The organism is Enterococcus sp. LJL128 (assembly GCF_056924295.1).
Window position 1 is genome coordinate 1 of record NZ_JBXPBP010000020.1, and the last position, 12,682, is coordinate 12,682.

Consider the following 12,682-nt stretch of genomic DNA (forward strand, 5'->3'; position numbering starts at 1 on the left):
TAAAAGCACGCTCCTTTTGATTTGGTTTAGTCACTTTAATCTTACACGGTTGCGTGCTTTTTGTGTACCCTAAAATCAAAAAAGTAGGACAATAATCAGATTTTCTTCTGACTATTGTCCCACTCCCCTTTTTCTCCACTCTTTTATTCTTCAATTTCAACATCAGGGAACGTGATGATAAACGTGGTCCCCTTATCTGGTTCACTTTCTACATCGATTTTTCCTTTATGCAGACGAACGAGCTGCTGCACAATCGGCAGACCTAAGCCGGATTCTCCATATTTAGTATTTTTTCTAGAAGGATCAGCTTTATAGTAGCGGTCCCAGATATTTTTCAGCTGCTCTTCCGACATTCCAATGCCAGTATCAGAAATTTTAACAATTGTTTCCAGATAGCCTTTTTCCAATTGAACATGAATCTCTCCATCGGTTGTAAACTGAATCGCATTCTGCAAAATGTTCACTACAATCTGCACAAAACGGTCGTAATCAGCAAAAACATCAATTGATTCTTCCGTATCAAGATAGAGCTTATCTCCTGCTGCATCTGCTTTAGCTTCCAGCTGGGTGAAGATATTCTTGATGGTTTCAGTAGCATCAAATTTTTTCACAACAATACTAATTTGATTGGTTCTGATTTTTTCATAATCAAGATTTTCATTAACCAGCCGAATTAATCGAGCCGTTTCATTCTGCATCAGCTTAATTGCATTTTCTTTCTGGTTTTCCGGAATCGCATTGTATTCCAAACCTTCCAGCAGACCATTAATTGTCGTCAGCGGTGTTCTCATTTCATGAGAGGCATCTGCCATAAACTGACGCCGCCTTTCCTCTTGACGCTCAATCTCTTTCTGAGACTCAGCCAGAGACTCAGCCATGCGGTTGAAGTCCTCTGCTAAATCATCAAACTCATCTTTGTCATGGACAGCTAGCTTAATATCGAAGTTCCCACTGGTAATTTCCTTCGTAGCCTTACGCATTCGATTAATTCGTTTCACCTGTAAAGTGGCGAAACCATAACTAACAAAAACAGCTACTACACTGGAAATCACAAAGCCTTTAAATAAGTTTGAGGTAACGGAGGTTACACTGTTCGATACATTTTTAGCCGGCTGCGTAATCGTTAAATAACCGACAATCGTTTCAATGCCTAAATTGGTCAATTCAACCTTAACAGGAACCGTCACGTAAGAGGTCGCTCTCGTATGACCAAAAATATCCTTGTCAATCGTCTTATCAACCCGATCGCCTTCGGCCAGGCGATCCAGTTCCTGACTGGAAATTGAAAAATCAAGCTGTTCATTATTTATTTCCGGAAACAGCCGATTCATTTCCACATCAGTATAGACAAACTGAGCCCCCTGATTACTCAATATTTCCTGAGTCATCTCCAAAGCGGCATTCAGTTTTTGTTGTTCACTCCAGCCAACCTGATTGTCAAAATATTTTTTTACATTTAAAGCAGATTTTGCGTATCCGTTGAGCTGGTCATAATTTTCAGCCTGCATCGTCTGTTTCGTAAACTGCGTAAATGATGTCCCAACAATAATAATAATCAAGACAATCAATCCCCAAAAAGCTAAGAGCTGCTGATACAAGTATTTCATGAAGCCACTCCGGAATCATCAAATTTGTACCCAACTCCCCAAACAGTCTGAATAACCTGAGGACCCACCTTTTCAATTTTCTGTCTCAGCTTTTTGATATGAGCGTCCACTGTCCGCTCATCGCCGAAATATTGGTAATCCCAAACCATTTCCAACAGCTGCTCTCTTGAAAAGACCTGCCGCGGCTTTTTCGCTAATGTATACAGCAAATCAAATTCTTTTGGCGTCAATCCTTCAATCAGCTGATCGTCAAGATAGGCTTCTCTGGTTTTCGTATTCATTTTGAAATGCTGTGTCACCACATCAAAGGTCTCATCGCTATTTTCATCGCCGCCTACGTGCTCTACTAATTCAGAACGTCTATGCAGAGCTTTCATTCTTGCGATTAAAGTCAACGGGCTAAACGGTTTAGTCACGTAGTCATCTGCACCCATCTCTAAACCAATTACCTGATCACTTTCCGAATCACGTGCAGTCAGCATAATAATCGGTACTGAGTGGGAAACCTTTCGGATTTCCCGGCAAACAGCCATACCATCCATTGAGGGCAAATTTAAATCAAGCGTCACCATATCCCATTTTTCAGGATTTTCCAAAAACGTGTCCAAGCCTTTTTTTCCATCATACTCAAAAACAGCTTCCCAGCCTTCATTTAAAAAGAACATCTGCATCATTTCCGAAACGGATTCATTATCTTCTATCATTAATACATTCATACGTTTATCATTCCTTTACCAACAGTAGTTATCTCTTTATTAGTATACTCTAAAAACCCTGCAGCTCCAATAAATTCTATATTTCTTCAAGAAAGGTTTGTTAATTATTCATTAATTTTGAGAGACTCTTCCATACTATCCCCGTATTCCTCTCTTTTCTGCTTAAAGAGACTTCGTCAAAATAATCATGTGACAATTGTTGCCGTAGACATTCGGCTGAATACCAATGACTTGAAAACCCCAATCCAGCAGCCAAGAATAATCAATACGTGTTGTTTCCAGCCTGTTCATTGCAGCTGCAACATCTGTGATTTTCTCTCCATTTATCGTAAAATCAACAGTGCTCATTCCCGTTCTCAGCATGGTATACCCTTTGCTCCTTGCATAATTCTCTGCTTGTTCGAACAGCTTTTCCAGTTTATGCTCCAGCTTAAATACACCCTGATCATCATAACCGCAGCATTCCAGTTCCAATGTATTATACGCCTTTAGTTCTCTAAACAACACCCAGCCAGTTGGCTGCTTCTGATCATTTTCCAGATACCAGCCGACAGTATCGATACTTGCCTGAACATCTGTCAGCTGAGCTAAACCATCATGAGCTGTCGGCCACCACTCAGGCTTTATCCGATTCATGAAAGAAGCCACTAACGGAGCATTCTCTTCATTTAAATTGATAACTCTTTCCATTTGTTTCTCCTGACCTATGACCATATTTTATTTTTTCTTTTCAATTAAAAAAATAATGTAAGGTTTCTCCAAAACTATATAAAAATTTCTTACCTCTGTCAATTCTTGTTTAATTGTAGGATTTTTTTGCAGAATTTATAATGTTAGATAGATTAGAAAAGCTGATGGCTCATTCGCCATCCAATCAATAGGTCCCGCATTCAGACGCATGATGCTCTTTATCATAAGGTGGATTCCCTTATTGTTGAAGATAGCTTGCTCATGTAGAGTCTAAATTTCCAGACTTTTGTCACAGTGGATGAGACAGAAGCGCTAAACTTTGAGAAAAGTCGACTTTTTTCCGAAAACTTCAACTCTTAGTGCTTTTAGCACTTAGAAATTGATGCTATCTGAACGAAGTGTAGTAAGTTGTTTTTGTCTCACCGTTTATCGGATTTTAGAAAGGGCAGCGTTTGGACATGTAGTTATGTTCCAAACGCTATATTCATAGATAATTTATAGTCTCTCTACCAACAAAAAAATCCTGACTTCTATTTAGAAGTCGGGATTTCTTTCTTCTTCTTTGTCTGATAAAAGCAGATAATGCTGCCTGTCACCTGTACCAGCAATAACGTTAATAATAAGCCGCCCAGAAAATAATGTTCTCGAAGAATTGCCCTTCGAAGTAAAACCAATACAATCAAGCTACTTGCCGAATACAGCGACCATTGTTTATCCATGCCCAAAGACCCCTTTGTTTTGTTACGTCAAGCATAGGACTTTCATATAGAAAAATCAAGTATCTTTCGGATGAAGGCGGATTCCATTAGAAAATTCTCATTATATCTAAATAGACTTCTTTCATTTGAATCTGCCGCTAAAAATGGTACACTATTTTTGGTATATATCACATTATTTATCGAGGTATTCTATGGAAAAACAATTGGATACAAATATCCAGCTATTATTTGATATCTGTCTGACTGCTGGAAAAATTATGATGGAAAATGGTTCTGAGGTTTACCGGACTGAAGACACAATGAACAGGATTGCCCGAAATGCCGGCTATCCTGATAGTGTTACCCATGTTACTGTTACCGGCATTTTTATGAGCTTTCGTTCCCTACCCTATACTCAACTGGAAAATATTACTGAGCGCAGGATGAATATGGAGAAAGTCGCTGCAGTTAACCATCTTTCCCGCAAATATGAAGAAAAGCAACTATCTCTTGCAGAGCTTCAACAGCAGTTGAAAGCTGTAGATACACAAACGCCTTCTTTTTCTGTTGCTTTACAGATTTTTGCGGCTGGCATTGTCAGTTGTACTTTAATGTACGTATTTGGAGGCTCTTGGATGGATTTTTTACCAGCCTTCTTTATTGGGATGCTGGGTTTCGCAGTCTCTTTCTATATTAAAAAATTCTTGAAACTAAAATTTCTTGATGACTTTGCAGCTGCTGTAGTTATCGGCTTAAGTGCCTATCTGTTGGTTACATTTCATTTGGCTGAAAACATGGATAGTATTATCATTGGTTCAGTAATGCCGCTGGTTCCCGGTGTAGCTATTACAAATGCCTTTAGAGATATTCTTGCAGGTCATCTAATCAGTGGAATGGCACGGGCTACAGAAGCGATTTTTGTTGCCGGATCTATTGGCATTGGCATTGCTATGGTATTTATTTTATTTTTGTAGGAGTGAACAAATGGACGTTATTATTCATCTTTTATTCAGTTATTTAAGTACTGTGGCTTTCGGCATTATCACCAATGTTCCCAGAAAAGCGCTAAATGCCTGCGGGTTAACGGGGGCTGCCGGCTGGGGGATTTTTATGCTGACCAGACATTTAGAGACAGGAGAGGTTTTCGCCAACTTCTTCAGTGCAGTTTGTATTGGACTGCTAAGCATTTTCTTTTCCCGGAAGAAAAAAATGCCGACCATTATCTTTAACATTCCTAGCTTGGTTCCTCTAGTACCTGGTGGTCCAGCTTATCAGGCAATGCGAAGCTTTGTGCTGGACAACTATATCTCTGGTCTGCACCTTACTATGACTGTAATTATGACTGCTGGAGCTATTGCTGCTGGTTTCATGATAACTAATTTGGTTGAACGAATACTCAAACGTTTAAGCACAAGAAAACAGCAGACAAACAACCAGCTTTGATTCATTCAACATACTTTCCTTTTTACGAGAAGATGATTTCACTAAAATAATGGGACAAGCATGGATAAGAGCCGCTGCTCTATCACTGCTTATCCCATTATTCATATTTCCTATGCATTAAAACTTGTACAAGAGTCCATATCCAAATAAAGCATTGCTCTTATTCTGTTTCTTCTAGCTGCTGTTGAAGCTCTTTGGCTCGTTCCTTTATCCTCTCCGGTTTTACAGAATAGGTCTTTCCAACAGCAGCCGCTTTAAGCTTCTGCAATACATAATACCAGCCTGCCAAATCTAAATAAAGATTGGGAAAGGTTAAAGGTAGTGTTTCAAAGAAGCGCAGCTTTGTTTCTCCAGTGGTTGTTTCACTTATTGACAATACCACTCTGCCATCCGCCCATGAAAAACCTAACAAGCTTTCTTCCTCATATTCAAAAACAGCCAACTGTTCGCTGAATCCCTCACTTTCGAAGTTCAATACCCGTTCTGCTAATAAACAATCTGCCTTAATCTCGGGAAACCACTGAGAAAATCCTTTGGTGGTTGTTATCAGCTGCCAAATAGCTTGCTTTGGCGCCTGAATCAACAGCTCATTTTCATACTCTATCCGATCACTTTTTTTAATAGGTTTAATGAGGATTCACCTTCCTTGTAGTTCGTTTATCTGTGAGAGCCTGCCGCAAAATAGATTGAGAATTCTGCCGCAGGTTTCTGGCATCTTTGCCTTGATAAGATAATTGAGCCGCTGTTTCTATTAAAGATCACGGCTCAACGTCTGACAAGGTACACCATCCTCGTAGTATACTTCAGAAATAAGCTGATAGCCAATTTTTTCATAGAATGGGACTGCTTCTGCTTCTGCATGAATCAAGGTCTTTTTTATATCTAATTGCTTGGCATATTCTTCAAGGCCACGAACAATTTGGGTACCAAGCTGTTGACCTCTATAGTCTGATAATGTAGCAATTCGGGTAAGTCTGGCTATATCGTCAGTTTCTTTGATAAATCGTCCAGTAGCAATTGGCTGATATCCAGCAGAAATAACAGCATACACCGTATCCGGCAAATCAAATGCATCAAATTCCAGCTCCGGCTGCATTCCTTTTTCTAAAACAAATACATTCATCCGCACAAAGCAGCTTGCTGCACGCTGCCACGGCTGACTGCCTAACGTCAGCACCATTTCTTCACCCATCTTTACCTCTCCTTCCTCTTTCAGAACAAAACGATTTAAGTAATCTGTTTTATGAATTTTGCTGCTCATATAACTACTCAGGTATCTTTCCTTGCCGCCATTTTGATACTTTTGACAAATCGGTTCTTCTTCTTAGCCGCAATACCTTCTTCTTATTTTTTAAGATGAATACAGCCTTATAAATACGCCCGTGTCTGACGTTCCGCCCTTTCCAATCAAACTTATGGGAAACCAGCTCATCTTTATCAAGGATAAATGATGGCAAACTAAGCAGATAATGCCGGGTAAAATATAGTTCTTCCAGCCATATAGCCGGCTGATTCATTTCGCCATTTAATAATTCCAACAGCTCTTCCTGTTTTTCTTTGGTTCCATCTTCAAGATATTTCCTAAGTTGATAGTAGGTAAACAGTAACGGGATAAGCTGAAATGAACTAACGAGCAGGAACACGAACAATGATAGAATAAAACTTACTAAAATCAGCTCTCCAAATGAAGTCTCTGATTCCTGTGTTTGTCCAAATACTAAAACCAGCCCCATTATGACTGCTAAAGACCCGCCAGAGAAAATTCCCAGCAGAAGGCCAACACGAATTACTTTTTTTGTATAGTCCCTTAATATTATCATGTTACTCCTTTAACGCTTTTTTCTGGTAGATTAACAGTCTGGTGTATAGTCTGATTGCAGCAAGCAATACTCATTTAAGTCACGCCATTCCCCATAAATCAGCTTATCTTGTTTGCGGGTTCCCACCAATGAAAATCCGCATTTTTCAGCAACGGCATTGCTACCTGTGTTTTCAGTATCTGCAATTATTGTAAGCTTATTCAGGTTTAGCATACTAAAGGCGTATCTACATAGCGTCTTAACCGCTTTCTGGGTAATACCCATTTTTGTATAGGATGAATGCAGCCAGTAGCCGATTTCAGCTTTCCGGTCAGATGAATTGATAAAATGGAAGTCAATACAGCCAATGATTTTTGTACCCATCGCTATGAAAAATAACTTATCTGTTCCTTCAGCTGCTCCTTTTAGCTTCAGCTTGATATAATTTTCCTGACTTTTGCAATCGACTACATCATCAACAAAATCTAAGAACTGACGCAAATGTGTTCGGTCAGAATCAATTAATCGAAAGACTTCTTCGGCCATTTGAAGCTCCGGATAGATAAGACATAGCTCATCTTCAATGACTAATGAGAAATAACTATTCATATATCCTCATCCCTTCTTATTTCTTTACGTGATTATAACAAAGAATACATCTTCTTGAAAGGTCGTTTCCATAATCTAGTATTTTATAAAACTAGATACCTATGAAAGCCAACCGCTCAGATAACTTATAAAAAAAGCATTTTTTCAACCAATTTTCAGGTTGAAAAAATGCCTTTGTCTTATATCAACTATTACTCTGCTTTTTTCTTTTTCTTAGAAGCTTTTTCACGTTCATTTTTATTCAGAATTTGCTTTCTCAAACGAATACTTTCCGGCGTTACTTCACAGTACTCATCATCATTCAGGAATTCCAAAGATTCTTCTAAAGTCAACTTTTTAGGTTTCTTAATAACTGAAGTCTGATCCTTTGTTGCTGAACGAACATTCGTCATTTGTTTTGCTTTTGTAATATTTACCGTCAAGTCATTATCCCGGTTATTTTCACCAACAATCATGCCTTCGTAAACTTCTGTAGTTGGTTCTACAAAAACCGTTCCGCGTTCTTCAATACTCATGATACTATAAGTCGTTGCTTTTCCAGTATCAATAGAAACCAGTGCGCCCTGATGACGTCCGCCAATTGTTCCCTGAATCATCGGTAAGTATTGATCAAACGTATGGTGCATGATTCCGTATCCTCTAGTCATAGACAGGAATTCAGTTGTGTAGCCGATTAGACCACGAGCAGGTGCTAAGAAAATCAGACGAATCTGACCGTTTCCAGTATGAATCATATCCTGCATTTCGCCTTTACGCTGACTCAGGGATTCGATAATACTTCCCATATATTCTTCAGGTGTATCAATTTGAACGCGTTCAAACGGTTCACACTTCACACCTTCGATTTCTCGTTCGATTACCTCTGGACGCGATACTTGCAATTCATAACCTTCACGACGCATATTTTCAATAAGGATAGATAAATGAAGCTCTCCACGACCTGAAACAGTCCATGCATCTGGTGAAGCAGTAGGATCTACTCTCAAAGATACATCTGTTTGCAGCTGAGACATCAATCTTTCTTCAATTTTACGTGCAGTTACAAACTTCCCTTCACGTCCGGCAAAAGGAGAGTTGTTTACTAAAAAGGTCATTTGAAGAGTTGGTTCATCGATATGCAGAATTGGCAGTCCATCCTGATGATCCACTGGAGTAACTGTTTCTCCAACAAAGATATCTTCCATACCAGATACAGCAATCAAGTCGCCAGCTTTCGCCTGCTCGATTTCTAAACGCTGTAAACCGAAGAAACCAAATAATTTTGTCACCCGGAATTTCTTCACAGAGCCATCCAGCTTCAGCAGGGCAACCTGATCGCCTACGCTGATTGTTCCGCGGAAAACACGGCCAATCCCAATACGTCCCACATAATCGTTATAATCAAGTAGAGAAACTTGGAATTGCAGCGGCTCATCACTATTGTCGACAGGAGCAGGAATATGTTCGATAATCGTATCAAAAATCGGTGCCATAGTTGCTTCCTGATTCGCAGGATCATCTGAAAGACTAGATGTTCCGTTGATTGCTGAAGTATAAATAACCGGGAATTCCAACTGGTCTTCATCCGCACCTAATTCGATAAATAATTCCAGCACTTCATCAACTACATGCTCTGGACGTGCAGAAGGCTTGTCAATTTTATTTACAACTACAATTGGCGTCAAATGTTGTTCTAAGGCTTTTTTCAATACAAAACGAGTTTGAGGCATTGTTCCTTCATAAGCATCTACAACAAGCAATACGCCGTCAACCATTTTCATGATACGTTCTACTTCACCACCGAAGTCCGCGTGCCCAGGTGTATCCATGATATTCACTCGCGTACCGTTGTAATCAACCGCTGTGTTTTTAGCTAGAATTGTAATACCACGCTCTTTTTCAATTGCGTTCGAGTCCATTGCCCGTTCCTGCAGCTGTGTATGTCCATCTAAAGTTTGTGATTGTTTCAGCAGTTCATCCACCAGTGTTGTTTTTCCATGATCGACGTGGGCGATGATTGCTACGTTACGAATATCTTCTCTATATTTCACCATTAATTTGTTTACTCCATTCTCTTAACTTCTGACTTGAATAAAAATCCGACTGTTTATTATAACAAATTTTTTTCATGAAATATAGTCTAAAGTTTTCAGAAATCATGAAAACTTTAGACTATCTGCCCTTTTCTCTCATTATTCAGAGCATTTTAACGCTAATCAGCTGTATTTTCATGAAAAACAGCCATGATTTCTTGATGTGCTTCCGGCGGTGCCGCCACAAAATACTCTCTGCCGTCAAAGGACAGCTGTTCACCGAAAATCGTCGTTGCTTTATAATCAAATGCTTCGATAAGCGCCATTCCAGGTGCGTAATCCCATGGTGCAAGATTGGAAACATAGCCAACATGATTCCCTTTCAGTAAAGCAATCATCTCTAGACCGGCACAACCGCTTACTCGAACACCCATGCTTTTATTTGCAACAGCTTTAGCGCCATGAATATTTTCTCCATACATATAAGCATTAAAACCCAGCAGTCCAGCTCCCAGTTCTGTTGTCTGAGGCTTAGACAATTTTTCTTCATTTCGGAAAACACCAGTCTCTTTGCCGCCCCAATACAACTCATTACGCATGACATCATAGATGAATCCTAGTTTACCAATACCGTCTTCAAAGATCCCCAGCATGATGCAGAAATTTTCCTGCTCCATCACAAAGTTCATCGTTCCGTCAATCGGGTCAATAATCCAAACACGTCCGTCCATAGAATCCAGGGTGTTATAGCCTTCTTCCTCACCAAGAATTTTATCCTTCGGGTACACCTGCTGAATTTTGCTAATCAGCAGCTGCTGCGTTTCCTCATCAATATTCGTTACTAAATCTGTACGATTGGATTTCTCCTTGACCTTCAGCGTATTATTCAAGCTACTTTTGATGAATTCTCCTGCTTCCGTCAGCCAGTTTTTGACTTCTTCAACATTAATCATCTGCATCTTTTCTTATCCCCCTACCTTTAATCTGCCTGTCCCCTTTTTCTTGGCTTCTTGTACGGTTCGATACAGCGAATAGCCGGAGACTCGTTCAAACTCATGGCCTAGACGTTTCTCTTCGCCGATACTCCGCACAACCTGTTTGAATTTTTGATAAGCATCAAGAAAGACTTCTACTGCAATTCCTGATTCATTCGCTTGTTCCAAAGCAGACCACAGATTTGTCACACTAACCATTTCATCCGTTGTCCAGTCTAAATCTAGTGGATACTGATAATCCTTCATAGTTTCACCTCATCTACCTCAGTGTAGCACATCTGGAAATTCGCTGAAAGTATTCCCGTCGATTATCTATCATCTTTTTTTTGACTCCAGTTTTCATAGAGCGGGAAAAACAGCTTGCCTTTTCCAGCACCTACCTCCTGAGCTCCATAAATCCCAGTATTTCCAGAGCACATATAGCTGATAATGCAAATCATTAAAAGAAAAACTGCACCCTCACTTCCAAACAGCTCTACGCCCATAATGAAGCAAGCGATCGGTGTATTGGTTGCTCCTGAGAAAACACCAATAAAGCCTAACGCCGCCAAAAAAGGAACGGAAACGTGAAGGACCTGAGCCAGACTACTTCCCATTGTCGCACCAATTTCAAATAAAGGCGTGACTTCTCCCCCTTGATAACCCGCACCTAGAGATAAAACGGTAAACAGCAGTTTTCCGACAAAATCGAATAGCTGAGCAGTCCCTTCAAACGCATCTGTCAGCAACGGTAAACTTAAACCAAGATAACGGCTGGTCCCTAAAAGCAAAACAGCTGCAACCACTACTGCTCCCCCTATAAAGTTACGCAGAACCGGATTGGAAAACCAATTACTGTACATCTTTTTCAGAAAAACAATCGACCGGCTAAAAAACCAGCCCATCAGACCAAAACAAATGCCCGCCAACAACAATTTCATAAATAAAGCCACTGACCATTCTGGAATTGTTCCCATTGCATAATGAGTATGAGTAACACCATACATTTCCGTCACTGTGTTCGCAAAAAAAGCAGCAAAAAAACTAGGGAAAATTGCTTCAGAACGGAGCTTTCCTAAAGCCAGTACCTCTAAGCCAAAAATAGTACCTGCAAGAGGTGTACCAAAGACAGAGCTAAACCCTGCACTAATTCCGCTTATTAAGACAATTTCACGTTCATAGCCGCTTAACCTGAATATTTTGCCAACTGCATCTGCTATAGCACCGCCCATTTGAACGGCTGTTCCTTCCCGCCCAACAGAACCACCAAAAAGGTGTGTGGTCACTGTGCCAAAAAATGTTAGCGGAATCAGACGCAGCGGCACTTCTTCTTCTCCTCCGTTCGCCTGACGAATGATTAGATTATTACCTCCGGCAGCATTTTTTCCGTATTTTGAATAAAGAAATGCAAAAACTGCACCGCTAAACGGAAGCAGGTAGAGTAAATACGGATGACTTTCGCGAGATGAAGTTACCAGAGTCAGACTGTTTAGAAATAGAGCAGAGAGACTTCCCATTATCAATCCAATAATTACTGTAATCAAAAGCCATTTAACCATGTATATTCCTATAAAAACACCTTTATGTTCTATTTTTTTCAACTCCCTCACTCCAGTATCAGTAATTTAGAAAAGCAAAAAACGCCTACCAAATAAGGGACTCATCCCTTGGTTTGGTAGGCGTCATTAATTTATTTCTTTTCAAAAATAAATGCTTATCGGCGAACACCATCGCCATCATCTTCTGTTTTTCTGTACATAACTTATCATATTATTTTCATTAACGCAAGTGATAGCACTAAAGGATTGGAATATAGATATCAGTTAAACTTCTATTATTTATTCATTTTCATTCTAAAGATTTAGAATGTTCATAACACCAATCTTGATTAACTGGCTGCTCTTTAACTTTTTTTAATTCCGCCAAAGTATAGCTTCTATCCATTATCGGAGCGCATCACAAAAGTGCAGTGGTTATACTGGTGGAACGCCAATTAAAATCGATTATTCTCTTGAACCAGAAGGACAGAAGACGAAAGACATTGAGGCAACATTAAGCAAATAGTTTAAAACTATCCCTAGCAATCTATTCAAAATGATAACGTTTGATTGCGGAAAAGAAATATAATTACTAC

14 protein-coding genes, 1 pseudogene and 1 riboswitch are annotated in these 12,682 nt (G+C 39.7%); of the genes and pseudogenes, 3 read left to right on the top strand and 12 right to left on the bottom strand.

The features are described 5' to 3' along the window. Positions 1-143: 143 nt before the first annotated feature. The 4 genes from AC1Z3K_RS16640 to AC1Z3K_RS16655 form a co-directional block, all read right to left on the bottom strand. On the bottom strand, positions 144-1,607 hold the full coding sequence (locus AC1Z3K_RS16640) for an ATP-binding protein (RefSeq protein WP_461733350.1): 1,464 nt from the start codon (positions 1,605-1,607) through the stop codon (positions 144-146). Next, positions 1,604-2,323 carry a winged helix-turn-helix domain-containing protein gene (locus AC1Z3K_RS16645; protein ID WP_426081612.1) on the bottom strand — a complete coding sequence of 240 codons (720 nt, stop codon included), beginning with the start codon at positions 2,321-2,323 and terminating at the stop codon, positions 1,604-1,606. The genes AC1Z3K_RS16640 and AC1Z3K_RS16645 overlap by 4 nt, the downstream gene beginning before the upstream one ends. 162 nt (positions 2,324-2,485) lie before the next feature. Continuing rightward, positions 2,486-3,013, bottom strand: a complete 528-nt coding sequence (locus AC1Z3K_RS16650) for a hypothetical protein (protein WP_461733351.1) — start codon at positions 3,011-3,013, stop codon at positions 2,486-2,488. Positions 3,014-3,543: 530 nt separating this feature from the next. Continuing rightward, positions 3,544-3,732: a hypothetical protein gene (locus AC1Z3K_RS16655; protein WP_461733352.1), complete on the bottom strand. Its 189-nt coding sequence runs from the start codon at positions 3,730-3,732 to the stop codon at positions 3,544-3,546. A 191-nt stretch (positions 3,733-3,923) separates the two neighbouring features. Here AC1Z3K_RS16655 and AC1Z3K_RS16660 point away from each other — a divergent pair, with 191 nt between their 5' ends. Then, on the top strand, positions 3,924-4,685 hold the full coding sequence (locus AC1Z3K_RS16660) for a threonine/serine exporter family protein (RefSeq protein ID WP_426081615.1): 762 nt from the start codon (positions 3,924-3,926) through the stop codon (positions 4,683-4,685). A gap of 10 nt (positions 4,686-4,695) precedes the next feature. Next, positions 4,696-5,154, top strand: a complete 459-nt coding sequence (locus tag AC1Z3K_RS16665) for a threonine/serine exporter family protein (RefSeq protein WP_426081616.1) — start codon at positions 4,696-4,698, stop codon at positions 5,152-5,154. Positions 5,155-5,314: 160 nt separating this feature from the next. Here AC1Z3K_RS16665 and AC1Z3K_RS16670 read toward each other — a convergent pair whose 3' ends face one another. From AC1Z3K_RS16670 to AC1Z3K_RS16705, 8 genes are all read right to left on the bottom strand, one after another. Continuing rightward, the gene (locus tag AC1Z3K_RS16670) at positions 5,315-5,737 is read right to left on the bottom strand and encodes an SRPBCC family protein (RefSeq protein WP_461733353.1); all 423 of its coding nucleotides are present in this window, start codon (positions 5,735-5,737) and stop codon (positions 5,315-5,317) included. Between the two features lie 168 nt (positions 5,738-5,905). Continuing rightward, on the bottom strand, positions 5,906-6,346 hold the full coding sequence (locus AC1Z3K_RS16675; protein ID WP_426081618.1) for a GNAT family N-acetyltransferase: 441 nt from the start codon (positions 6,344-6,346) through the stop codon (positions 5,906-5,908). A gap of 73 nt (positions 6,347-6,419) precedes the next feature. Continuing rightward, the gene (locus AC1Z3K_RS16680; RefSeq protein ID WP_461733354.1) at positions 6,420-6,974 is read right to left on the bottom strand and encodes a hypothetical protein; all 555 of its coding nucleotides are present in this window, start codon (positions 6,972-6,974) and stop codon (positions 6,420-6,422) included. A gap of 30 nt (positions 6,975-7,004) precedes the next feature. Next, positions 7,005-7,562 carry a GNAT family N-acetyltransferase gene (locus tag AC1Z3K_RS16685; RefSeq protein WP_461733355.1) on the bottom strand — a complete coding sequence of 186 codons (558 nt, stop codon included), beginning with the start codon at positions 7,560-7,562 and terminating at the stop codon, positions 7,005-7,007. A gap of 191 nt (positions 7,563-7,753) precedes the next feature. After that, a complete protein-coding gene (typA, locus tag AC1Z3K_RS16690) occupies positions 7,754-9,592 on the bottom strand; it encodes a translational GTPase TypA (protein WP_426081801.1) in 1,839 nt (612 codons plus the stop codon). A gap of 161 nt (positions 9,593-9,753) precedes the next feature. Next, positions 9,754-10,533, bottom strand: coding sequence for an inositol monophosphatase family protein (locus AC1Z3K_RS16695; RefSeq protein ID WP_426081621.1), 780 nt, complete (start codon positions 10,531-10,533; stop codon positions 9,754-9,756). Positions 10,534-10,539: 6 nt separating this feature from the next. Next, positions 10,540-10,815, bottom strand: a complete 276-nt coding sequence (locus AC1Z3K_RS16700) for a UPF0223 family protein (protein ID WP_426081622.1) — start codon at positions 10,813-10,815, stop codon at positions 10,540-10,542. Between the two features lie 62 nt (positions 10,816-10,877). Beyond that, positions 10,878-12,107: a voltage-gated chloride channel family protein gene (locus tag AC1Z3K_RS16705; protein WP_461733389.1), complete on the bottom strand. Its 1,230-nt coding sequence runs from the start codon at positions 12,105-12,107 to the stop codon at positions 10,878-10,880. A 110-nt stretch (positions 12,108-12,217) separates the two neighbouring features. Continuing rightward, positions 12,218-12,292, bottom strand: a riboswitch (Fluoride riboswitch). A gap of 195 nt (positions 12,293-12,487) precedes the next feature. Between AC1Z3K_RS16705 and AC1Z3K_RS16710 the strand changes: the two are divergent. After that, a pseudogene (locus AC1Z3K_RS16710) lies at positions 12,488-12,609 on the top strand (IS30 family transposase); the annotation flags it as partial. Positions 12,610-12,682: the final 73 nt, after the last annotated feature.